A 21,166-nucleotide genomic window follows, 5' to 3' on the forward strand; every position below is an offset into this window, starting at 1 on the left:
GGGGTTCGCCCTGTCGGGCGTCAGGCAGGAGTGACCGCGACCGGTACGCCGTTGAGGGCGGCGTTGCCCGACACGTCGAGCAGCTCGGGGTCGGTGAGGTCGTTGATCGAGACACCTGGGACCTCGCGGCTGCGGGTCATCAGGACGCCTTCCCTGGCGTGCCCGTAGCCGTGGGGGAGTGACACCACGCCGGGCATCAGGTCGTCCGAGGCGGCCACCTCGACCTCGACGGAGCCGATCCGGGACGTGACGCGCACCAGGGCGCCGTCGGCGAGGTCACGGTGGGCGAGGTCGTCAGGGTTCATCAGCAGCTGGTGGCGCGGGCGGCCCCGGGTCAGCCGCTCGGAGTTGTGCATCCAGGAGTTGCAGTCCTGCTTGTGGCGCCGGCCGATCAGCAGCAGCTCGTCACCGGTCGGCACGTCGACGGCGGCGAGCCGGGCGACATCGGCCACCACGAGCGCCGGCGCCAGGTCGAGGCGCTTGCCCTTCGAGGGCAGCCGGGCGGGCAGCTGGCCGCCGCGGAGCGGGCCGAGGTCGATCCCGGCCGGGCGGGCACGCAGCTTCTTCATCGTCACCCCGCTCGAGCCGCGCCGCAGCAGCTGGGTGATGAGGAAGGTCGGGCTCGCGGTGAGCCGTGCCCGCTGGACCAGGCGCTTCTTGAGTGGCGCCTTCCGCTCCAGCCGCGCGGTCGTGCGCAGGGTGATCTCGCGGAAGATCTGCCAGTCATGGCGCTGGTCGGCGTCCTTCTCGAAGACCGCGGGCGTGAACCGGGCGGTGTCGCGCACGGCCAGCAGGTGGAACACCAGGTCGTAGTGGTCGCGCTCGAGCGCCGTCGTCGGCGGCAGGATCACGTCGGCGTGACGGGTGGTCTCGTTGACGTAGATGTCGACGGCCGCCATGAAGTCCAGGCCGCGCAGCGCGCCGTCGAGCCGCGACCCGTCGGGCGTCGAGAGGACCGGGTTGCCGGCGACGGTCAGCATCGCGCGCACCTGCCCCTCGCCGGGCGTCTCGATCTCCTCGCGCAGGGCGGACACCGGCAGCTCGCCCGCGGTCTCCGGGAGGCCGCGCACCCGTGAGCGCCACGCGTAGTGGTGGCCGCGCCCGATGAGCCCGGTGCCGACGGCATCGATCGCCGGGGAGGTGAACATCGCCCCGCCGGCCCGGTCGAGGTTGCCGCTGAGGACGTTGAGGCAGTTCACCGCCCACTGGCACACGGTGCCCCACGGCCCGGCGGACACGCCGATCCGGCTGTAGACCACACCGGCGTCGGCGGCGACCAGCTCACGTGTGAGTCGACGGATCTCCTCGGCGGGCAGCCCGCTCATCGCCTCGGCGCGCTCGGGGGTGAAGTCGGCGACGAGGTCGACCACCGTCGCCAGCCCGTCGACGTACGACGCCACCTCGGGGCAGCCCTCGGTCACCAGGACGTGGAGCATCGCCAGCAGCACCCAGGCGTCGGTGCCGGGACGGACGAAGTGGTGCTCGTCGGCGATCTTCGCGGTCTCGGTGCGCCGCGGGTCGAGCACGACCATCCGCCCGCCGCGGGCCTTGAGCTCGCGGGCCCGGTTCGGGAAGTCGGGGACCGTCATGAGCGATCCGTTGGACGCCATCGGGTTCGCCCCGATCACCAGGAACCACGACGTGCGGTCGATGTCGGGGATCGGCAGGAAGAGCTGGTGGCCGAACATCAGGTGCGCGACCAGCTGGTGGGGGAGCTGGTCGACCGAGGTGGCGGAGTAGCGGTTCTTCGTGCGGAACGACTTGAACATCGCGGTGCCGTGGGTCATCGAGCCGAGGCTGTGGGCGTTGGGGTTGCCGAGGTAGACGCCGAGCGCGTCGTCGCCGTGCTCGTTGATGACGCGGGCCAGGTTGTCCGCGACCAGGTCGAAGGCCTCGTCCCAGCCGATCTCCTCCCAACCCCCGTGGACCCGTCTCACCGGACGCTTCAACCGGTCGGGGTCGGCGTACACGTCCGCGATGGCGACGCCCTTGGGGCAGATGTGGCCGCGCGACAGCGGGTCGGCGTCGTTCCCCCGCACGCCGATGACCTCGCGCCCCTCGATCGTGAGCTCGAGCCCGCAGATCGCCTCGCACAGGTTGCACACACCGATCCGCTTCTCAGCCATGGGCCGATCGTCGCACGCCGCACCCGGGGGGAGGGTGACAGCGGACGGCGGAGCGGACAGACTCACCCCGCCCACCCGGTCACGGGTCGGCACCCCAACAGAATGGAGACCGTCATGGGTTTCGGAGGGCCGATCGGCCTCATCGTCGTCGGACTGATCCTCGCGCTGGCATTCGACCAGCAGCAGGTCGGTCCGCTCGAGATCGTCACGCTCGGCTGGATCCTCGTCGTGGCCGGAGTTCTCTGGCTCGTGCTCACGATCGCCCAGCAGAACACCAAGCGTCGCCACACCACCACCGCGACCACGACGGACGCCCAGGGCCGCCAGGCCACCACCCAGCGGACCGACGAGTCCGACCCGCCGCCCCCGCCGGCAGTCTGAGCACTGCTCGCACGCTCCAGCTCGCTGCGCGGCGCGGATTGGGCCTTCCCTCCCGCGCCTCGATATGCTTCTGCGGTTGCCCAAGCGGGCGACACGCCGTGACAACGGCCGCGGATCCAGAGTGCCCCGGTGAACAGGCCCGGGCGCGCCGCGCAACGAGAACCGAAGGAGCCCCCATGTCGATTGGTACCGACGCGGAGACCAAGAAGAAGATCATCGCCGAGTACGCCGTCGCCGAGGGCGACACCGGTTCGCCCGAGGTCCAGATCGCGCTGCTCAGCCACCGCATCTCGCACCTCACCGAGCACCTCAAGACGCACAAGCACGACCACCACAGCCGTCGTGGCCTGCTGCTGCTCGTCGGCCAGCGCCGTCGGCTGCTCAACTACCTCAACAAGACCGAGATCGAGCGCTACCGCTCTATCGTCGAGCGCCTCGGCCTCCGTCGCTGAGCGACGCCATGGACGCGCCCTGGCTGCGTTGTCGTCGCTCGACGACCGCTTCGCTCCCAGGTCGCCTTCGCTCCTCCGCCTTGCCAGGCCACGCCCCTGACGACGCTCAGACCCGGTGTGGCCTGGCTCTGGCCTAGGCTGATCAACGACAACTGAACACACAACCAACAGGAGCGACCCGCACGTCCGGCTCGGTCCTCGGTAGTGGCCTTCAGATCAACGGATCTGCGGGCCTCGATCGAAGACCGGCCTCCGCGGGGCTTCGAAGCCCCTCACCATCGTGAGTGTGGCGCCGCGGATCGCTCCGCGAAGAGAAAGCAGGATCCTGCTTCCATGAGTGAACCCATCATCTCCGCCGTCGAGACCGTTCTCGACAACGGCAAGTTCGGCAAGCGCACCATCAAGTTCGAGACCGGCCTGCTGGCCCGTCAGGCCGCCGGCTCCGTCACGGCGTACCTCGACGACGAGACCATGCTGCTCTCGGCGACAACCGCGGGCAAGACGCCCAAGGACCACTTCGACTTCTTCCCCCTGACGATCGACGTCGAGGAGCGGATGTACGCCGTGGGCCAGATCCCCGGCTCCTTCTTCCGCTCCGAGGGTCGCCCGGGCGAGGACGCGATCCTCACCTGCCGCCTCATCGACCGGCCGCTGCGCCCGACCTTCAAGAAGGGCCTGCGCAACGAGGTCCAGGTCGTCATCACGGTCATGGCCCTCGACCCCGACCAGCCCTACGACGTGCTCGCGATCAACGCCGCGTCGCTCTCCACCCAGCTCTCCGGCCTGCCGTTCTCCGGTCCGGTCGGTGGCGTCCGCGTCGCCCTCATCGAGGGCCAGTGGGTCGCCTTCCCGTCGCACTCGCAGCTCGAGACTGCCGTGTTCGACATGGTCGTCGCGGGCCGTGTCACCGAGACCGGTGACGTCGCCATCATGATGGTCGAGGCCGAGGCCCCCGAGGACACCTACGCGCTCGTCCAGAACGGCGCCCAGGCGCCCACCGAGGAGATCGTGGCCGGTGGCCTCGACGCCGCGAAGCCCTTCATCAAGCAGCTCGTCGAGGCCCAGGCCCAGCTCGCTGCCGAGTCGGCCAAGCCCGTCCAGGACTTCCCGGTCTTCCTCGACTACGAGGACGACGTCTACGCCGCCGTCGAGTCGGCCGCCAAGGACGACACCGCCGCCGCGATGACCATCGGCGACAAGCAGGAGCGCGAGCTCAAGGTCGACGAGATCAAGGGCGCCCTGCTCGAGAAGCTCTCCGGCCAGTTCGAGGGTCGCGAGAAGGAGATCGGCGCGGCGTTCCGCTCGCTGAACAAGAACCTGGTCCGCCAGCGCGTGCTCCGCGACAAGGTCCGCATCGACGGTCGCGGCCTCGCCGACATCCGCCCGCTGCACGCCGAGGTCAACGTGATCCCGCGCGTCCACGGCTCGGCGCTGTTCGAGCGTGGCGAGACCCAGATCCTGGGCGTCACCACCCTCAACATGCTCAAGCTGGAGCAGCAGCTCGACACGCTGTCGCCGGAGAAGCACCGCCGCTACATGCACAAGTACGTCTTCCCGCCGTTCTCCACCGGTGAGACCGGCCGCGTGGGCTCGCCCAAGCGTCGCGAGGTCGGCCACGGTGCGCTCGCGCGCCGCGCCCTCCTGCCCGTGCTGCCGTCGCGCGAGGAGTTCCCCTACGCGATCCGCCAGCTCTCCGAGGCCATGGGCTCCAACGGCTCCACCTCGATGGGCTCGGTCTGCGCCTCGACCCTGTCGCTGCTGCAGGCCGGTGTGCCGCTCAAGGCGTCCGTCGCCGGCATCGCGATGGGCCTCATCTCCGACGAGGTCGACGGCGAGACGCAGTACGTCGCGCTGACCGACATCCTCGGCGCCGAGGACGCGTTCGGCGACATGGACTTCAAGGTCGCCGGCACGCGCGAGTTCGTCACGGCCCTCCAGCTCGACACCAAGCTCGACGGCATCCCCGCCGAGGTGCTGGCCGCCGCGCTGACCCAGGCCCGCGACGCGCGCCTGGCGATCCTCGACGTGATGGCCGAGGCGATCGACGCTCCCGAGGAGATGTCGATCCACGCGCCGCGCATCATCACCGTCCGCGTGCCGGTCGACAAGATCGGCGAGGTGATCGGGCCCAAGGGCAAGGTCATCAACCAGATCCAGGACGACACGGGCGCGACGCTGTCCATCGAGGACGACGGCACGGTCTACATCGGTGCGACCAACGGCGAGGCGGCCGAGGCTGCCAAGGCCGCGGTCAACGCGATCGCCAACCCGACCATGCCCGAGGTCGGCGAGCGCTACCTCGGCACCGTGGTGAAGACGACCAACTTCGGCGCCTTCGTCTCGCTCATGCCCGGCAAGGACGGCCTGCTGCACATCAGCAAGCTGCGCGCCCTCGCCGGCGGCAAGCGCGTCGAGGCCGTCGAGGACGTCCTCTCGGTCGGCCAGAAGGTCCAGGTCTCCATCGCCGAGATCGACGACCGCGGCAAGCTGTCGCTGGTCCCCGTGGTCGAGGACGAGGGCGGCTCCGAGGAGTCGGCCGAGGCCGAGTCGACCGACGACGAGTGACCTGACTCGTTCCACACCACGACCGGCCGGCGGCCTCCGCCGGCCGGTCGTGGCGTTCCACCACTGGCACCACCCCCTTGCTCCACCCCCTTTGCTTCACCTGGAAGGACCCCCGTGCAGAAGAACGGCACCACCCGCACCCTCCACACCGTCAAGGACGCCGAGGGAGCGGTGACCTCGCGCGTACGTCGTACGGTCCTGCCGAGCGGCCTGCGGATCGTCACCGAGCAGATGGCTGGCACCCGCTCGGCCAGCATCGGTGTGTGGGTCAACGTGGGGTCGCGGGACGAGACCCCGTCCCTGCACGGCTGCTCGCACTTCCTCGAGCACCTGCTCTTCAAGGGCACCCCCGAGCGCACCGCGATGGAGATCTCGGTCGCGCTCGACGCGGTGGGCGGCGAGTTCAACGCCTTCACCACCAAGGAGTACACGGTCTTCCACGCCAGGGTCCTCGACGAGGACCTCGACACCGCGGTCGACGTGCTGGGCGACATGGTGACGGCCTCGACCATCACCGAGGCCGACGTCGAGGCCGAGCGTGACGTGATCCTCGACGAGATCGCGATGCACGACGACGATCCCGACGACGTGGTGCACAACCTCTTCGCCCACCAGGCGTGGGGTGACACCCCGCTCGGCCGGCCGATCGCCGGCACCGAGGCGTCCATCACGGCGATGACGCGGGCGCAGGTCCAGCGGTTCTACCGGCGCCACTACACGCCCGGCAACATGGTCGTGTCCGTCGCCGGCAACATCGACCACGCGGACGTCGTACGCCAGGTCAAGCAGGCGTTCGCGCGCCAGGGCTTCCTCGACGGCGAGGCCACCCCGACGCCGTCGGCGCAGTCCGAGAAGGCCCGCAAGGTCAACCCCGGCCAGGCGCGAACGGTCCGCCCGCAGGAGCAGGTGAACCTCGTCCTCGGCGTGAAGGGCCTCACCCGCACCGACCCGCGGCGCTACGCCCTCGGCGTGCTCAACACCGCCCTCGGCGGTGGCACCTCGTCGCGGATGTTCCAGGAGGTGCGCGAGCACCGTGGCCTGGCCTACTCCGTCTACTCCTTCGCCAGCCACCACGCCGACGCCGGCGTGGTCGGGGTGTCGGTGGGCTGCCTGCCCGGCAAGTACGACGCGGTGCTGGAGACCGTGCGCGCCGAGCTCGCCAAGGTCGCGGCCGACGGGCTCACCGAGGAGGAGGTGGAGCGCGGGAAGGGCCAGCTCAAGGGCGGCCTGCTGCTCGGCCTCGAGGACTCCGCCTCGCGGATGTCGCGCATCGGCAAGGCTGAGCTGGTCCACGACGAGCTGCTGACCATCGATGAGGTGGTCCGCCGCATCGAGAGCGTCACCCGCGAGGACATCGCCACCCTCGCCCGCGAGCTGTTCACCCAGCCCGAGCTGCTCGCGGTCGTCGGCCCGGGTTCCCCGGCGGTCGAGTAGCCGAGCGAGGAACGAGCGATTCGTATCGAGACCCTCGGCGGAGCATGCTGCTCCGCTGACCGGGTCTCGGTACGCGCGGTCACGCCTTCGTCCCTCAGGCGTGCGCGCTACTCGACCACCATGCTTGCCGACCGTCGCGGACGGACTCGCACGCTCGACCGTCGACGACGGTCACCTGCGCGCGATGATCCCGATGACCGGGGGGCCCTTCTGCTCGACCACGCTGACGCGGAAGCCGCCGCGCAGCAGGTTCTCCGAGGCCTTCTTCACGATGTTGGGCACCAGCTCGGGGCGGGCGGCGTCGTAGAAGAGGTAGACCGCGCCACCGGGGACCACCCGCTCGTGGAGCAGGGCGATCTCGTCGTCGCAGGGGCGCACCCAGAACAGGTTCACGTTGAACGCGAAGACCTTGTTGAGGCGCTTGACCGGGACCCGCAGCGTGGCGAGGTCGATCTGGCGTACGACGAGCCGGCCGGCGTCGACGTACTTCTGGTTGCGACGCTTGGTGCGGTCGACTCCGGACTCCGACCGGTCGATCGCGAACAGCTTGCCGGTCTCGAGGTGGCTGCAGATCGCCTCGGCCCCTGCACCGGGGCCGCAGCCGATCTCGAGCACCTGGTCGGCGGGCTGCACGTCCATGAGGTCGACGGCCCACTTGATGCGCGGCGGGATGGTCGCGAGTGGCATGGCCTACAGCCTGCCAGACACGTGTGCGCGCGTCAGCCACCGCCACCCGTCGGGCACCCGCACCACTAGATTGTCGGCGTGAGCACGCGTGAGCCGACACCGCAGGGAACCGCCGACCACCCACCGATCAAGGTCGGCGTGCTGGGTGCGCGCGGCAAGGTCGGGGCCGAGGTCTGCCGGGCCGTCGAGGCGGCGCCGGACACCGAGCTCGTGGCGTCGGTCGACGCGGGCGACGACATCGAGGAGCTCGCCCGGTCGGGCGCCCAGGTCGTCGTGGACTTCACCCACCCCGACGTCGTGATGGACAACCTCCGCTTCTGCATCGAGCACGGCATCCACGCCGTCGTCGGCACCACCGGCTTCGACCAGGAGCGGCTCGACCGGCTGGAGGAGTGGCTCGCCGGCTCACCGGACGTCGGGGTGCTGATCGCTCCAAACTTCAGCATCGGCGCGATCCTGATGATGCGCTTCGCCGCCGAGGCCGCGCCGTTCTTCGAGTCGGTGGAGGTCGTCGAGCTGCACCACCCCGACAAGGCCGACGCCCCGTCCGGAACCGCCCGGCGCACCGCGGAGATGATCGCCGCCGCCCGACGCGAGGCCGGCAGCGCCCCGATGCCAGACGCGACCTCGACGGGCCTCGACGGGGCCCGCGGCGCCGACGTGGACGGCGTACGCGTCCATGCGCTGCGGGTGCGCGGACTCGTCGCCCACCAGGAGGTGCTCCTCGGTGCGGCAGGGGAGACGCTCACCATCCGGCACGACTCGCTCGACCGGGTGTCGTTCGCCCCGGGCGTCCTGACCGGCGTCCGGAACGTCGCCGACCACCCGGGTCTCACGGTGGGGCTCGACGCCTTCCTCGACCTGCGCTGAGGCCCTCCGGAGCGGGCGGCGATCACCGGCACCCGTACGACGGACGTGGGGGCGTCAGACGAGGCGAGCGAGAGCAGCCACGACCGACGCCCCCACGACCACCACGAGGAAGGGCATCCGCAGGAGCAGCGCCACGACGGCGAACCCCAGCCCGAGCACCCGGGCGTCGAGGGTGAGCGACGTCCCGCCTGAGAACACCTGCACCGCGACCAGCGCGGCGAGCAGCGCCACCGGGATCAGGTCGGCCACCCGCTCGACCGTCGGGTGGCTCAGCACCCGCTCCGGGAGCGACAGCCCGGCGAGCTTGAGCAGGTAGCAGCCGACGCAGGCCAGCAGGATCGCGGTCCACATCAGCGGTGACCGCCCGCCACGTCGTCGGGGCCGGGGTACTCCGTGGGGTCGTCCCGCTTCGAGAGCACCCCGACGAGCACGGCCACGCCGCCGGCCGCCAGCACGGGCACCCCCGCCGCCGTGATCGGCACCATCGTCAGGGCGACGGCCGCGCCCAGCACCGCCACCAGGATGTTGCGGCGGTCCTTCAACCGTGGCCACAGCAGGGCGAGGAACGCCGCGCCCACGGCGGCGTCGAGACCGAAGGTCCGCGGGTCGCCGACCGCCTCGCCGGCGAAGGCCCCGATCGCGGTCGCGAGGTTCCACAGGACGAAGACCGCGACGCCCGTCGTGGCGAACCCGAGGCGGGCACCCTCGACGCTAGGGCGGTTGACGGCCATGGCGGTCGACTCGTCGATGAGCACGTGCGCGGCGGCCACCCGGCGCCACCCGCGCCACCGCAGCAGGGGCGCCATCCGCAGGCCGTAGAGGGTGTTGCGGGTGCCCAGGAGCAGCGCGGTCGCGGCACCGGACAGCGGGGCGCCGCCGGCGGCGACGACACCCACGAGCGCGAACTGGCTCGCTCCGGTGAACATGAGCAGCGACAGCACGCAGGTCTGCGCCACGCTGAGCCCGGAGGCCACCGAGACCGCACCGAACCCGATGCCGTACGCCCCGGTGGCGAGGCCGACCGCGAGGCCGTCGCGGATGATCCCCGAGCGCTCAGCCGGGCTGAGAACGCTCTCGGTCACGGGGTGAGGTTAGAGCACCCGCCTGCGCACCCGCGCCGGGCGTTCCTGGCGCTGGTGGAAGTCGTGGACGAGGACGAACGCCGCAGCCACGCCCGTGGCGCCACCGGCGAGCAGGCCGACGCGCAGGTTGAGCGGGATCTCCGGCATGGCGCCGAACCAGAGACCGATGCCGACGCACACGACGAGTGCGGCGAGGACGAGGACGAACCGGTGTAGCGTGGGAAGCGGACCTAGCATCTGGACCCCCGTGCTGGGCCGGCGAAGTGACCGGCCCTTCCATGGTGACGCGCGTCACAGAAAAAACAAGACACTCAAGGGTGGGTTTCGGGGGCTCGTTCGGGGGAGCCCGTCCCGCTCACCCGATCGCGGTGTGGAGCCGGACCTGCTTCACGGTCGTGGCGCCGGTCCCGTCGAGGTCGAGCTCGCGGTGCGCGCTGTCCGGTGCCCAGCCCGCGTCGGTGAGGAACGAGCGCAGCGCGTCGTCCTCGGCGTTGACCCACGTCACCGCCCGGGTGAAGCGGTCGGCCGCCAGTGTGTCGACGGCCGCCTGGAGCAGGCGCGACCCGTGGCCCTTGGACCGCTCGCGCGGGTCGAGCGTCACCTCGGCCAGCTCGCCGTCGGCGACCGGGTCGCAGTCGGGGTCGACGGCGGGGGAGGTGAGGGCGAAGCCGACGACCCGGTTGCGCTCGAGCGCGACCAGGGCGCGGTGGCGCGCGTCGGCCGGCTTGGCGAGCACCTGGCGCCACTGGACGGCCACGGCCTCGACGTCGGTGGGCAGCGCCTCGGCCGGCAGCAGGTCGGCGTACATCTCGGGCCAGGCGCGCACCTGGACGCCGGCGATCGCGGCGGCGTCGTCGGCCCACGCGATGCGCACGGACACGTCGGCGGTCGGACCGCCGTGGCTGTGGCTCATCTGCGGGGGCTCACCGGTAGGTCTCGGGAAGCTTGTCGCCGATCTTGACCTGCGGCTTGGGCAGCCGCAGGAACTTCATCTGCAGCGATCGGAGGGCGGCGTAGAAGGTGAGGCCCTTGGTCGGCTCGTCGGGGAACCGGCGGGCCATCTCCCGGCGGATCCGGAAGCGCAGCATGACGATGTCGAAGATGATCACCATGATCGTGGTGAACAGCACCGTGTTGCCGAGCTGCAGCATCGTCCGGTTGCCGGAGTAGCCCAGGATCATCGACAGCACCAGGAGCGGGACCATCAGCTCGATGAAGGAGAAGCGCGAGTCGACGTAGTCGCGGATGAAGCGGCGGACCGGACCCCGGTCGCGGGCGGGCAGGTAGCGCTCGTCGCCGTTCTTCATCGCCTCGCGCATCCGCTGCGAGCTCTCGCCCCGCGCGGCGCGCTGGGCGGCCATCTGCTCCTTGCGGGTGCGCGGCACCTTGGCGCGCGCACGGGCGGCCGCCTCGGCCTCCTTGCGGCTGGGGGTGGGACGGCCCTTGCCGCCGACCTTGTCGGGGACGGTCGGGGTCGGTTCGGAGCTGGAGCGACGGAACACGGGTGCTGCCTCACGTGGTACGGGGCTGGAACGGGATCGAGCGGTCGGATGCTGGAGGCAGCCTATCGTCGTACGCCGCGCGGCCCGCCGTCGGCGGATGCCCTACCTCCGGCTTGGGTTTGGTCCTAGGGTGAGAGTGACGACCACGCCGTGACCGAGCATGACCGAGAGAGGGTCCTCACCCCGATGAGTCTCATGAAGCGCATCAGCCTGATCTTCCGCTCCAAGGCCAACAAGGCCCTGGACAGGGCGGAGGATCCCCGCGAGACGCTGGACTACAGCTACCAGCGCCAGCTCGAGCTCCTCTCGAAGGTACGCCGCGGCGTGGCCGACGTCGCCACCAGTCGCAAGCGCGTCGAGCTGCAGGTCAACCAGATCGAGCAGCAGGCGGCCAAGCTCCAGGGCCAGGCGGAGAAGGCGATCGCGGCAGGCCGTGAGGATCTGGCGCGCGAGGCCCTGACCCGGAAGTCCGGGCTCGCCTCTCAGATCACCAGCCTCAAGGAGCAGCAGGCGACCCTCCAGGGCGAGGAGGAGAAGCTCGTCCTGGCCCAGCAGCGGCTGCAGGCGAAGGTCGAGGCCTTCCGCACCCGCAAGGAGACCATCAAGGCGACCTACACCGCCGCCGAGGCGCAGACGCGCATCGGTGAGGCGATGTCGGGCATCGGCGAGGAGATGGGTGACGTCGGTCTCGCGATCCAGCGCGCCGAGGACAAGACCGCGCAGATGCAGGCGCGTGGCCAGGCCATCGACGAGCTCATCGCCTCCGGCGCGCTCGACGACGCCTCCCAGATGAACGCCGGCGACGACATCTCCCGCGAGCTCGACGCCCTCAGCTCCGGCTCCGACGTCGAGGCCGAGCTCGCCCGCCTCAAGGCCGGGACCGCTGCACCCCAGGCGATCGAGGCCGGCGACGGCGACATCCTCGCCGAGCCCCAGGGCGAGGCCGTCCGGGTCGAGGGCGACAACACCGAGGGCGGCCGGGCATGATCGTCCGGATCCTCGGCGAGGGCCAGTACGACCTCGACGACCACGCCCTCGACGCCCTCAACGGCCTGGACTCGCAGATCGAGAACGCCGTCGAGTCCGGCGACGAGGCGATGTTCCGCACGGCGCTCGAGGGCCTCCTGGCCGCCGTGCGCGCCAGCGGGACCCATCACGACGTCGACTCCCTCGACGAGTCCGACCTCATCCTGCCGCCGCCCGATGCGACCATCGACGAGGTCCGTGAGCTCCTGGGCGACGACGGCCTGATCCCGGGCTGAGGTCGACCGGCTGTTGGCCACCTCCCGCTTCATCAAGGACACCGGGCTCACTGCCCGGATGACCCTCACGATGTTCCTGCTCGGGGCGCTGTTCGTCGGGCTCGTCGTCGCGCTGATCTACGTCGTGGGCGCCGGCTACGCCCCGATCGTGGCGATCATCGCGATCGGCATCGCGTTCTGGCAGTGGTGGAGCTCCGACAAGGTCGCGATGCGCGCCATGCGTGCGCGCGAGGTGACCCCGGAGGAGGCACCCGAGCTGCACGGGATGATCGACCGACTGTGCGCGCTCGCCGACATGCCCAAGCCGCGGGTGGGCATCTCCGACATGTCCGTCCCCAACGCCTTCGCCACGGGCCGCTCGCCCGACCGGGCGGTCGTGTGCGTGACGACCGGCATCCTCCAGACCCTCGACGCCGAGGAGCTCGAGGCGGTGCTGGCCCACGAGCTGAGCCACGTCGCGCACCGCGACGTGCTGGTGATGACCGTGGCGGCCTCGGCCGGGATCGCCGCCGGCCTGCTGCTGCGCTTCGCGCAGTTCGGTGGGATGGGCCGCTCGCGCAACAACAGCAGCCTGCCCGCGGTGCTGGTCGCCGTCGTCGTCAGCCTCGTCGTGTACGCCGTCAGCTTCCTGCTGCTGCGCCTGCTGTCGCGCTACCGCGAGCTCAGCGCCGACCGGGCCGGCGCCTACCTCACGCTCAAGCCCGCCGCCCTCGGCTCCGCGCTCCAGAAGATCAGCGGCGGGGCCTCGGCCATCCCGCAGCGCGACCTGCGGTCCAGCAGTGCCGCGGGTGCCGCCAGCGCACTGTGCATCGTCCCCGCCCTGAGCGGTGGCGGGCTCAGCGGACTGATGGCGACCCACCCGCCGTTGCAGCAGCGGCTCGAGCAGCTCGCCCGGATCCAGGCCGAGCTCAGCCGGCCGGCGGGCTGAGGCGGCGTCCGCGATGGGGCTCTGGGAGGCGATGCGCGCGCGGACGACGCCCAAGCGCAACCACCTCGACGCGTTGTTCCTCGTGCCGAGCGCGGCGATCACCCTGCAGACGGCACTGGGGTTCGAGCCGACCGGGTCCGGGTCGGTCTGCTACCGCTCGGCGACCGGGGCGGCCTTCGCGCAGACCCAGTCCGACGTCCTGGCGCTGATCCGCGACGACGCGGACGCGCCCGAGGTCACCGTCACCACCGATGACTTCGGCTTCACCTGGCTCGTCGTGGCCGGCGACCCTGCCGACACGTCCGCTCTTTGCACGGACCTCCATGCCGTCAACACCACCCTGGAGCTCAACGGCTTCGACAGCGGGCTCCTGTGCTCGATGGTCCCCTTCGCCAACGCGTCCGGCCAGCGCTTCGGCCTCACCTACCTCTACAAGCAGGGGACGTTCTACCCGTTCGCACCCGCAGGCCCCCAGTCCCGTGACAACCTGCTCGAGCTGTCCGTACGAGACCTGCTCGCCCCCGAGCTCCCGATGGAGCCGGACCTCCAGCGTTGGCTGGCTATCTGGAAGGCCCCCGGACTGTGACCGACGAGACGATGGACGAGCGGCAGCGCGAGCGGGCCCTGGCGACGTACGACGTCATCGGGGGACCGCCGCGACGCGAGCTCGAGGCACTGGTCGACCTGGCCGCGCAGGTGGCGGGTGTCCCGTTCGCGGCGATCAACCTGTTCAGCTCCGAGCTGCAGCACCAGGTGGCCACGGTGGGCTTCGAGGGCCAGGAGTCCGCCGAGCGGGACTCCATGTGCCGGCTGGTCGTCGAGTCCGGCCACTCGATCATGCTGGAGGACGCGGCCCAGGACGAGCGCTTCGCGGACAACCCCTGGACCACGGGTGAGGTCGGGCAGATCCGCTACTACGGGTCGCACCCCCTCCGGACGCCCTCGGACGTCGTCATCGGCACGCTGTGCGTCTTCGACAACGAGGCACACCGGGTGACGCAGCAGTCCGCGCGCGGCCTGGCCCAGATCGCGGACCGGGTGGTGGACGTGCTCGAGCTCGAGCTCACCAGCCGGCGGCTCAGCGAGGCCAACGCCCGGCTCAGCACGGCCAACGAGCGGCTCGAGCACTTCGCCGGTCAGGTCAGCCACGACCTCAAGAACCCGTTGACCTCGGTGTCGCTCTCCCTGGAGTCCCTCGAGCTCGACGTGACCGATCCCGACCAGCTCGACACGCTCGCCCGGGCGCGGCGCGGGGTGGACCGGATGGACGGCATGATCAGCGACCTGCTGACGTTCGCGAGCCAGGGTGCTCCTCCCGGCGACGACCTCGTCGACCTCGGCGCCCAGCTGGTCCTCGCCCTGGACGACCTGGCCGGCCGGGTCGCTCCCGGTTCCGTGACCGCGGGGGTGCTGCCGGTCGTGCGTGGCGACTCCGCGCAGCTGCGGTCGGTGCTGATGAACCTCGTCGACAACGCCGTGAAGTTCACCGACGACGGCGAGGCGCCCGAGGTCGAGGTCGACTCCCGCGTCCTCGACGGCCGCCACCGGGTGGAGGTGCGCGACCGCGGACGTGGGATCCCCGCCGACCGGAGCGAGCGGGTCTTCGCGCCGCTGGCCCGCCTCGACAAGAGCGTCGAGGGTGTCGGCATCGGGCTGGCCACGTGCCGGAGGATCGTGGAGGCGCACGGCGGCACGATGGGCGTGGTGCAGCGCGACGGCGGTGGATCGGTGTTCTGGTTCGACCTGCCGTTCGCCGACGCCTAGCCCCTACGGCAGCCTGGCCTGCTTCATCTGGCGCGAGGCGTAGACGTTGCCGATGACGGTGGCGTCGAGCCAGGCGGTCAGCCGGGCCGCCTCGGCGTGCAGTGCGTCGTGACCGGCCGGACCGACGTCCTCGAGCAGCGAGAGGCGTACGACGCCCTCGCCGTCCTGCACCCAGCAGCCGACGACGCGACCGTCCCACCACGCCGTCGTGCCGGCGTTGCCGTTGGTGTCGAAGAGGTAGGGCACGTGGGCGGGGTCGAGGTAGAAGGCCCGCGACTTCCAGCCCATCACGGTCGGGTCGAGGGTCGGCAGCAGGGCGGCCCACGACTCGACCGGACCGACCTCGTCGATGTCGTCGGGCAGCAGCCAACCCGTGGTCCCGTCGTCGAGGGCGACCTCGACCGCCTCGACGTCGCCGAGGGCGCGGCTCACCGCTGTCTTGGTCGAGCCGAGCCACCACTGGATGTCGGCGGCGGTGCCCGGGCCGAACGTGGCCAGCCAGCGGCGTACGAGCTCGGCGTAGCCCGCGGCCTCGTCGAGCGGCACGTCGACGGTGTCCAGCCAGTCGCCGGTGCGGGTCCACACGGGCTTGTTCAGGCGCCAGTGGCCGCTGTTGTGGCCGCGCACGGCGTCTCCGGACAGCCCGAGGTGGGTGAGCACCCACGGCGCCACCGGCGTCGGCCGGTCGTAGCTCTTCTCGGAGGTGCCGCCGACCATCCCGGCCAGCTCGGGCACCTCGGCGCGCACCTCGGCGGTGGTGGCCGGCCCCATGCCGAGCCGCTCGAGTGTCGCGGCACGGGCGGCGTCGAGCCAGGCCTTGCCGTCCGGCGCGATGCCGGCTGCCATGATCGCCTTCGCGATCCGCTTGCGCTCCGAGGTCGCCACCCGCGCCGAGGCACTGCCCCACGCTGCAGGAAGGAGGTCGCGGGGGAAGACGAAGAGGGTGCGCCGCATGGCGAGCTGCTTCACGATGCCGCGATCGTCGTAGAGCGCGGCGTCGACGTCGGCGGGGCCGACTCCCTCGGCCCGGGCCGCGACCGCGAGGTGCACCGTCGCCGCCTCCGTGGCGTGCAGCACGGTCATCGCGCGGGTGACCGCCTCGACGCCGTCGAGCCGGTGCTCGGGCGACAACGCGTGGCGCGTGGCGATCCGGCGCCGTCGCTCGGCGTCGCTGACGTGTCTCATGGGGGCCGAGCGGTCAGTCGCGGTGGGACTTGCCGGGCAGGTCGAGCATCCGCTGGAGGGCGACGAGTGCGTCAGCCTCGGTCTCGGAGTCGACGGTGATCTGGTTGACCACCTGGCCCGCGACGAGGTTCTCCAGCGCCCAGACCAGGTGGGGAAGGTCGATGCGGTTCATCGTCGAGCAGTAGCAGACGTTGCGGTCGAGGAAGACGATCGTCTTGTCGGGGTGGGCGTCGGCGAGGCGCTTCACCAGGTTGAGCTCGGTGCCGATCGCCCAGACGGTGCCGGGCTCGGCGGCCTCGATCGTCTTGATGATGAACTCCGTCGAGCCGACGAGGTCGGCCTTGAGGACCACCTCGTGCGTGCACTCCGGGTGCACCAGGATGTTGATGCCGGGGTGCTTCGCCCGGAGCTCGTCGACCACGTCCTCGGAGAACCGCCCGTGCACCGAGCAGTGGCCCTTCCAGAGGATCATCCGGGCCTTCTGCAGCTCGTCGGCAGTCAGTCCGCCACCGGGCTGCCGCGGGTCCCACACGACGCACTCGTCGAGTGCGATGCCCATCTGGAGGACGGCGGTGTTGCGGCCGAGGTGCTGGTCGGGGAGGAAGAGGATCTTGCCCGCGCCCGCCAGCTTCTGCGCGAACGCCCAGTCGAGCGCGACGTCGGCGTTGGACGACGTGCACACCACGCCGCCGTTGCGACCGCAGAACGCCTTGATGTCGGCGCTGGAGTTCATGTAGGTCACCGGCACGACGCTGTCCTGGATGCCGGCGTCGGCCATCGCGTCCCAGGCGTCCTCGACCTGGCGCAGCCGCGCCATGTCGGCCATCGAGCAGCCGGCCGCGAGGTCGGGCAGGACGACCCGCTGGGTCGGGGAGGTGAGGATGTCGGCCGACTCGGCCATGAAGTGCACGCCGCAGAAGACGATGAACTCGGCGTCGGGACGGCCGGCCGCGTCGCGCGCGAGCTTGAAGGAGTCGCCGGTGACGTCGGCGAACTGGATGACCTCGTCGCGCTGGTAGTGGTGGCCGAGGACGAAGAGGCGGTCCCCGAGCGTGGCCTTGGCGGCGCGGGCGCGCTCGACCAGGTCGGGGTCGGACGCTGCCGGGAGGTCGCCGGGGCACTCCACGCCGCGTTCGGCGTCGAGGTCGCGGCCCTTGCCGAGGGGGAGGAGCGGCAGGTCGATGGTGGCCATGCGTCCCATCCTAGGAGGGGACGCCGTCGCGTCCGGCCGCGTGGGAGGGTGAGCCCCATGTCGCGACGTGGTGAGGTGCTGGCCCTGGTCCAGGCGGGCGGGCAGGGCTCCCGCATGGACGTGCTCACCCGGGAGCGGGCCAAGCCCGCGCTGCCGTACGGCGGTGTCCACCGGCTGATCGACTTCGCCCTCTCCGGCCTCGTGCACGCCGACCTGGCGGACGTGTGGGTGTCGCTGGAGTACCAGGTGACGTCGATCGACGACTACCTGTCGGGCGGGCGCCCGTGGAGCCTGGACCGCAACCGCGGCGGCTTCCGCCGGATCGTCCCGCAGACGGGCACCGGTCCCGCGACGGAGAGCGGCTTCGCCCACGGCAACGGCGACCTGCTGCTGCGGATGTCGGCCGACATCGAGGCCTTCGGCGCCTCGACGCTCGTGGTCTGCAGCGCCGACCACGTCTTCAACATGGACCTCGCCCCGGTGATCGAGGACCACGTCGCGGCCGGTCGGACCGCGACCGTGCTGACCAGCGAGGTCTCCAAGAAGGACGCGTCCGACAACGTCGTGGTGCTGGCCGGCACGGGTGGCAGCGGCAAGGTCACCGGGGTCGAGCACAAGCCGTCGCGGCCGTCGGCCGGGACCGTGGCGACGGAGATCTTCGTCTACGACACCGAGGCGGTCCTCGCGACACTGCAGGACCTGCGGCGCGAGCTCGTCGGCGAGCAGGACCCGGACGACCAGGCCGACGGCGACAGCGGGATCGGCGACTTCGGGGAGCACCTGCTCCCGCGCCTCGTCGAGGGCGGCAAGGTCGCCGCCGTGCCGCTCACCGGCTACTGGCGCGACGTCGGCCAGCCAGGCCTCTACCTCCAGTCGCACCGCGACCTGCTGCGGGGCAGGGTCGACGTCTTCGACCACCCGGGTCGGCCCGTCATCTCGCACTGGCCCGACCGGCCGGCCGCCCGGGTGCGGGCATCGGGCGACTGCCACGACTCGCTGCTGTCGCCAGGTGCGGACGTGGCCGGGCTCGTCGTCGGCAGCGTGCTCGGCCCCGGTGTCGTCGTCGAGAAGGGAGCCGAGGTCCACGACAGCGTGGTGATGGAGGACTGCGTGATCCGGGCAGGAGCCGTCGTGCGCACCGCGGTCCTCGACGAGCGCTGCGAGGTGGCCGCGCGCTCGCGTGTCGGCGCCGAGCCGTCGCGGCGCGTGGCTGATGACGACGACCTGGTGCTGGCCGGGCGCGACTCGAGGCTCGCCGGCGAGGTGGCGGCCGGCGCACGGCTGGAGCCGGGGTCCGCCCTCTAGCCGCTACAGGAAGGTGCTGTGCGGGATGTACGGCGTCGGCGGCTTGAGGTGGCGCGTCGCGAGGAAGTTGCGCGGGTGGATCTCGAGCCGTGCAGCGGTCGCGACGTCCAGCGCCCACTGGTTGGCCGACGTGATCCGCGGAACCTCGACCGGGACGTCGGGCGTGGAGGAGGCGAGCGACTCCCAGAGCAGGATGCGGGCGGTGCGCCGGTCGTCGGCGGCGAGGCACTGCACGCCGCCCGCCTTCGAGACGTAGGCGTAGCCCTGGTGCGAGCCGTGGTCCACGACCACGAGGCGGAACTGCTCGGCGAGGATCGCGTGGTCGGGGCCGTGCGCCGCGCCGCGCGTGCGGCGGTCGAGGCTGTCGCAGAGGTCGCGGTCCGCGGCCGTTCCCTCGCGGACGTGCGGCACGGCCGGCAGCAGCTCGCGGGCGACGGTGCCCCACAGCACCATCTGCGCGTGCAGGTCGAAGCCGGCCTTGCGGTAGCGGTGCAGAGCGCCCTGGTCGTGGCTGGCGACGAACATCCCGCGCAGGCAACCGCTGCCGTAGCGCGTCGCCGCGTCGAGGAGCAACGTCCCGAGCCCGCGTCCCTGCGCCTCCGGGACGACCGCGAAGGAGCACAGGATCCACATCAGCTCGCGGCGCAGCGACGTGGCGAGCCCGACGACGGCGCCGTCCTCCTCGGCCACCCAGCACCCGCCCGGGTCGGTGGTCAGCTTGTGGCGCGACTTGGCGAGCCAGTCGGTGCGACCGGCCTCCGAGCGCGGCTGCGGGTCCGGCCACGAGCGCTGGAAGGTCGCGCGGTCGACCTCGAAGTAGGCGGCCCGCGTGATGGCCTCGCAGGCGGGCAGGTCGTCGACCTGCATCGGGCGGACGAGCAGGGTCACGACACGTGGGCGGCGTACCGGGCCAGCAGGTCGCCCCAGTGGGTGTACGTCGCGCGGACCTCCTCGGTCCCGGGCATCCAGCCGCTGTGCACGAGCCGCACCAGGCTGCCGCCGGACTCCGCCGCGGTGAAGCGCACGTCCAGCACGGTCGCCTCGTCCTCCGGGTGCCCGAGCCAGAACTCCTGCGTGTAGCGGCCGATCGGGTCCCACTCCATCACCCGGCCCCAGACGTACTCGTCGTCGCCGTGGACCATCGCCACCGGCCCGTTGGGGTCGACCGAGATGTTGGTGAAGGTGGGCGGGTCGGGGGTGAGCATCGGGTCCCACCACTCGCCCATCTGCGCGGTGAACCCGACGAAGGCCTGGGTCGGGTTCACGGGCACGGTGACCTCGGCGACCAGAGGGTCAAGACTCATGCCCTCAGCATGCCCGACGGGTGCGCTGCAAGGATGGGCGCCATGCGCGTGCTGATCGCCCCCGACAAGTTCGCGGGCACCCTGACCGCCGTCCAGGCGGCGGAGGCGATCGCCGTCGGCTGGCGACGACAGGCGCCGGACGACGAGCTCGACCTCGCGCCGATGGCCGACGGTGGACCCGGCTTCGTCGACGTCCTCCACGCGGCCCTCGAGGGCACGCTGTCGGCGGTGACCGTCTCGGGGCCCCACGGGACGCCAGTGCCAGCGGTGGTGCTGCGCGTGGGGGAGACGGCGTACGTCGAGAGCGCGCAGGCCGCCGGCCTGCACCTGGTCGACGGCGACCCCGAGACCGCGACCAGCCGCGGTGTCGGCGAGCTGGTGCTCGCCGCGGTCGAGGGCGGAGCGACGACCGTCGTGGTCGGGCTCGGCGGCACCGGCACGAACGACGGTGGCGCGGGAGTCCTCGCGGCCCTCGGTGCGACGTCCGACGGAGTGCTCGACGGCGGCCCCGCCGCCCTCCCGTCCGTCACCGGCGTGGACCTCGCCCCGGCCCGGGACCGGCTCGCGGGGGTGACCCTCGTGGCCGCCAGCGACGTCGACAGCCCGCTCACCGGGCTCTTCGGCGCGACCAAGACCTTCGGGCCGCAGAAGGGGATCGGCGAGGACCGGATCGCGGAGGTCGACGGCTGGCTCGAGGGCTTCGCGGTCGCCACGGACCGGCGTACGTCCCTGGAGAAGGGCGCCGGCGCGGCCGGGGGCATCGGCTACGCGCTGCTCGTCCTCGGTGCCACCCGCGAGCCGGGCATCGACCTCGTCTGCGCCTCGGTCTCCCTCGCCTCGCGCGCGCGGCAGGCGGACCTGGTCGTGACGGGGGAGGGGGCCTTCGACTTCTCCAGCCGCGCGGGCAAGGTGCCCTACGGCGTGGCCGCCGTCGCCTCGGAGGCCCTCCGGCCGTGCATCGCGCTCGCCGGGCAGGTGCTCATCGGCTCGCGGGAGATGCGCGCCCTCGGGATCGAGTCGGCGTACTCCCTCGTCGAGCTGGTGGGCGAGGAGCGCGCCCTCGGCGCCCCCGCCGACGCCTTGGCCGACCTCGCGGCGCGAGTGGCGAGGACCTGGTCGCGGTGAGT

At 71.7% G+C, this 21,166-nt stretch carries 23 protein-coding genes; 12 read left to right on the forward strand and 11 right to left on the reverse strand.

Features of this window, described 5'->3' with window-relative positions:
* Positions 1-20: 20 nt before the first annotated feature.
* Entirely contained in the window at positions 21-2,126 is a 2,106-nt protein-coding gene (locus EUA06_RS01740; RefSeq protein WP_129473275.1) for a molybdopterin-dependent oxidoreductase, read from the reverse strand.
* A 114-nt stretch (positions 2,127-2,240) separates the two neighbouring features.
* On the opposite strand from EUA06_RS01740, the gene EUA06_RS01745 reads away from it, so the two are divergent.
* The 4 genes from EUA06_RS01745 to EUA06_RS01760 all read left to right on the forward strand — a co-directional run bounded on the left by EUA06_RS01745 (position 2,241) and on the right by EUA06_RS01760 (position 6,958).
* Positions 2,241-2,507 carry a DUF6458 family protein gene (locus EUA06_RS01745; protein WP_129473276.1) on the forward strand — a complete coding sequence of 89 codons (267 nt, stop codon included), beginning with the start codon at positions 2,241-2,243 and terminating at the stop codon, positions 2,505-2,507.
* 176 nt (positions 2,508-2,683) lie between these two features.
* Positions 2,684-2,959 (forward strand): 30S ribosomal protein S15, encoded by a 276-nt coding sequence (gene rpsO / locus EUA06_RS01750; RefSeq protein ID WP_129473277.1) that lies wholly within the window; start codon positions 2,684-2,686, stop codon positions 2,957-2,959.
* Between the two features lie 333 nt (positions 2,960-3,292).
* Positions 3,293-5,524, forward strand: a complete 2,232-nt coding sequence (locus EUA06_RS01755) for a polyribonucleotide nucleotidyltransferase (protein WP_129473278.1) — start codon at positions 3,293-3,295, stop codon at positions 5,522-5,524.
* Between the two features lie 114 nt (positions 5,525-5,638).
* Positions 5,639-6,958: a M16 family metallopeptidase gene (locus EUA06_RS01760; RefSeq protein ID WP_242497906.1), complete on the forward strand. Its 1,320-nt coding sequence runs from the start codon at positions 5,639-5,641 to the stop codon at positions 6,956-6,958.
* A 171-nt stretch (positions 6,959-7,129) separates the two neighbouring features.
* On the opposite strand, the gene EUA06_RS01765 is transcribed toward EUA06_RS01760, so the two are convergent.
* Positions 7,130-7,645: a class I SAM-dependent methyltransferase gene (locus EUA06_RS01765; RefSeq protein WP_129473280.1), complete on the reverse strand. Its 516-nt coding sequence runs from the start codon at positions 7,643-7,645 to the stop codon at positions 7,130-7,132.
* Between the two features lie 126 nt (positions 7,646-7,771).
* Here EUA06_RS01765 and dapB point away from each other — a divergent pair, with 126 nt between their 5' ends.
* Complete coding sequence (dapB, locus tag EUA06_RS01770; protein ID WP_129473729.1) at positions 7,772-8,515, forward strand: 4-hydroxy-tetrahydrodipicolinate reductase; 744 nt, start codon at positions 7,772-7,774, stop codon at positions 8,513-8,515.
* Positions 8,516-8,569: 54 nt separating this feature from the next.
* Here the strand turns inward: dapB and EUA06_RS01775 are convergent, their stop codons facing one another.
* From EUA06_RS01775 to EUA06_RS01795, 5 genes are all read right to left on the reverse strand, one after another.
* Positions 8,570-8,866, reverse strand: a complete 297-nt coding sequence (locus EUA06_RS01775; protein WP_129473281.1) for an AzlD domain-containing protein — start codon at positions 8,864-8,866, stop codon at positions 8,570-8,572.
* Positions 8,866-9,597: an AzlC family ABC transporter permease gene (locus EUA06_RS01780; RefSeq protein WP_129473282.1), complete on the reverse strand. Its 732-nt coding sequence runs from the start codon at positions 9,595-9,597 to the stop codon at positions 8,866-8,868. The genes EUA06_RS01775 and EUA06_RS01780 overlap by 1 nt, the downstream gene beginning before the upstream one ends.
* 9 nt (positions 9,598-9,606) lie before the next feature.
* Positions 9,607-9,834, reverse strand: coding sequence for a hypothetical protein (locus tag EUA06_RS01785; protein WP_129473283.1), 228 nt, complete (start codon positions 9,832-9,834; stop codon positions 9,607-9,609).
* 118 nt (positions 9,835-9,952) lie between these two features.
* Positions 9,953-10,510 (reverse strand): GNAT family N-acetyltransferase, encoded by a 558-nt coding sequence (locus EUA06_RS01790; protein ID WP_129473284.1) that lies wholly within the window; start codon positions 10,508-10,510, stop codon positions 9,953-9,955.
* A gap of 10 nt (positions 10,511-10,520) precedes the next feature.
* Positions 10,521-11,099 carry a DUF3043 domain-containing protein gene (locus EUA06_RS01795; protein ID WP_129473285.1) on the reverse strand — a complete coding sequence of 193 codons (579 nt, stop codon included), beginning with the start codon at positions 11,097-11,099 and terminating at the stop codon, positions 10,521-10,523.
* 186 nt (positions 11,100-11,285) lie between these two features.
* Here EUA06_RS01795 and EUA06_RS01800 point away from each other — a divergent pair, with 186 nt between their 5' ends.
* From EUA06_RS01800 to EUA06_RS01820, 5 genes are read left to right on the forward strand one after another with little or no spacing between them, the layout of a single operon-like run.
* Positions 11,286-12,086 carry a PspA/IM30 family protein gene (locus EUA06_RS01800; RefSeq protein ID WP_207208161.1) on the forward strand — a complete coding sequence of 267 codons (801 nt, stop codon included), beginning with the start codon at positions 11,286-11,288 and terminating at the stop codon, positions 12,084-12,086.
* Positions 12,083-12,361 carry a PspA-associated protein PspAA gene (pspAA, locus tag EUA06_RS01805; protein ID WP_129473286.1) on the forward strand — a complete coding sequence of 93 codons (279 nt, stop codon included), beginning with the start codon at positions 12,083-12,085 and terminating at the stop codon, positions 12,359-12,361. The genes EUA06_RS01800 and pspAA overlap by 4 nt, the downstream gene beginning before the upstream one ends.
* Before the next feature lie 13 nt (positions 12,362-12,374).
* Positions 12,375-13,289 carry a zinc metalloprotease HtpX gene (gene htpX / locus EUA06_RS01810; RefSeq protein ID WP_129473287.1) on the forward strand — a complete coding sequence of 305 codons (915 nt, stop codon included), beginning with the start codon at positions 12,375-12,377 and terminating at the stop codon, positions 13,287-13,289.
* A gap of 13 nt (positions 13,290-13,302) precedes the next feature.
* Positions 13,303-13,875 (forward strand): PspA-associated protein PspAB, encoded by a 573-nt coding sequence (gene pspAB, locus EUA06_RS01815; RefSeq protein ID WP_129473288.1) that lies wholly within the window; start codon positions 13,303-13,305, stop codon positions 13,873-13,875.
* A complete protein-coding gene (locus EUA06_RS01820) occupies positions 13,872-15,053 on the forward strand; it encodes a sensor histidine kinase (RefSeq protein ID WP_129473289.1) in 1,182 nt (393 codons plus the stop codon). Before pspAB ends, EUA06_RS01820 begins: the two co-directional genes overlap by 4 nt.
* Before the next feature lie 3 nt (positions 15,054-15,056).
* Here the strand turns inward: EUA06_RS01820 and EUA06_RS01825 are convergent, their stop codons facing one another.
* Together EUA06_RS01825 and nadA are read right to left on the reverse strand one after the other, a co-directional pair.
* Positions 15,057-16,238: a winged helix DNA-binding domain-containing protein gene (locus tag EUA06_RS01825; protein WP_129473290.1), complete on the reverse strand. Its 1,182-nt coding sequence runs from the start codon at positions 16,236-16,238 to the stop codon at positions 15,057-15,059.
* A gap of 13 nt (positions 16,239-16,251) precedes the next feature.
* Complete coding sequence (nadA, locus tag EUA06_RS01830) at positions 16,252-17,430, reverse strand: quinolinate synthase NadA (RefSeq protein WP_129473291.1); 1,179 nt, start codon at positions 17,428-17,430, stop codon at positions 16,252-16,254.
* 57 nt (positions 17,431-17,487) lie between these two features.
* Between nadA and EUA06_RS01835 the strand changes: the two genes are divergently transcribed.
* Complete coding sequence (locus tag EUA06_RS01835) at positions 17,488-18,735, forward strand: glucose-1-phosphate adenylyltransferase family protein (protein ID WP_129473292.1); 1,248 nt, start codon at positions 17,488-17,490, stop codon at positions 18,733-18,735.
* A 3-nt stretch (positions 18,736-18,738) separates the two neighbouring features.
* Here EUA06_RS01835 and EUA06_RS01840 read toward each other — a convergent pair whose 3' ends face one another.
* Positions 18,739-19,623: a GNAT family N-acetyltransferase gene (locus EUA06_RS01840; protein ID WP_207208162.1), complete on the reverse strand. Its 885-nt coding sequence runs from the start codon at positions 19,621-19,623 to the stop codon at positions 18,739-18,741.
* A complete protein-coding gene (locus tag EUA06_RS01845) occupies positions 19,620-20,039 on the reverse strand; it encodes an SRPBCC family protein (protein ID WP_129473293.1) in 420 nt (139 codons plus the stop codon). The genes EUA06_RS01840 and EUA06_RS01845 overlap by 4 nt, the downstream gene beginning before the upstream one ends.
* Positions 20,040-20,081: 42 nt before the next feature.
* On the opposite strand from EUA06_RS01845, the gene EUA06_RS01850 reads away from it, so the two are divergent.
* The gene (locus tag EUA06_RS01850) at positions 20,082-21,164 is read left to right on the forward strand and encodes a glycerate kinase family protein (protein ID WP_129473294.1); all 1,083 of its coding nucleotides are present in this window, start codon (positions 20,082-20,084) and stop codon (positions 21,162-21,164) included.
* The last annotated feature ends 2 nt before the right edge of the window (positions 21,165-21,166 follow it).

Origin of the sequence: Nocardioides glacieisoli (assembly GCF_004137245.1) — a bacterium.
In the GTDB taxonomy this organism is placed as follows: domain Bacteria; phylum Actinomycetota; class Actinomycetes; order Propionibacteriales; family Nocardioidaceae; genus Nocardioides; species Nocardioides glacieisoli.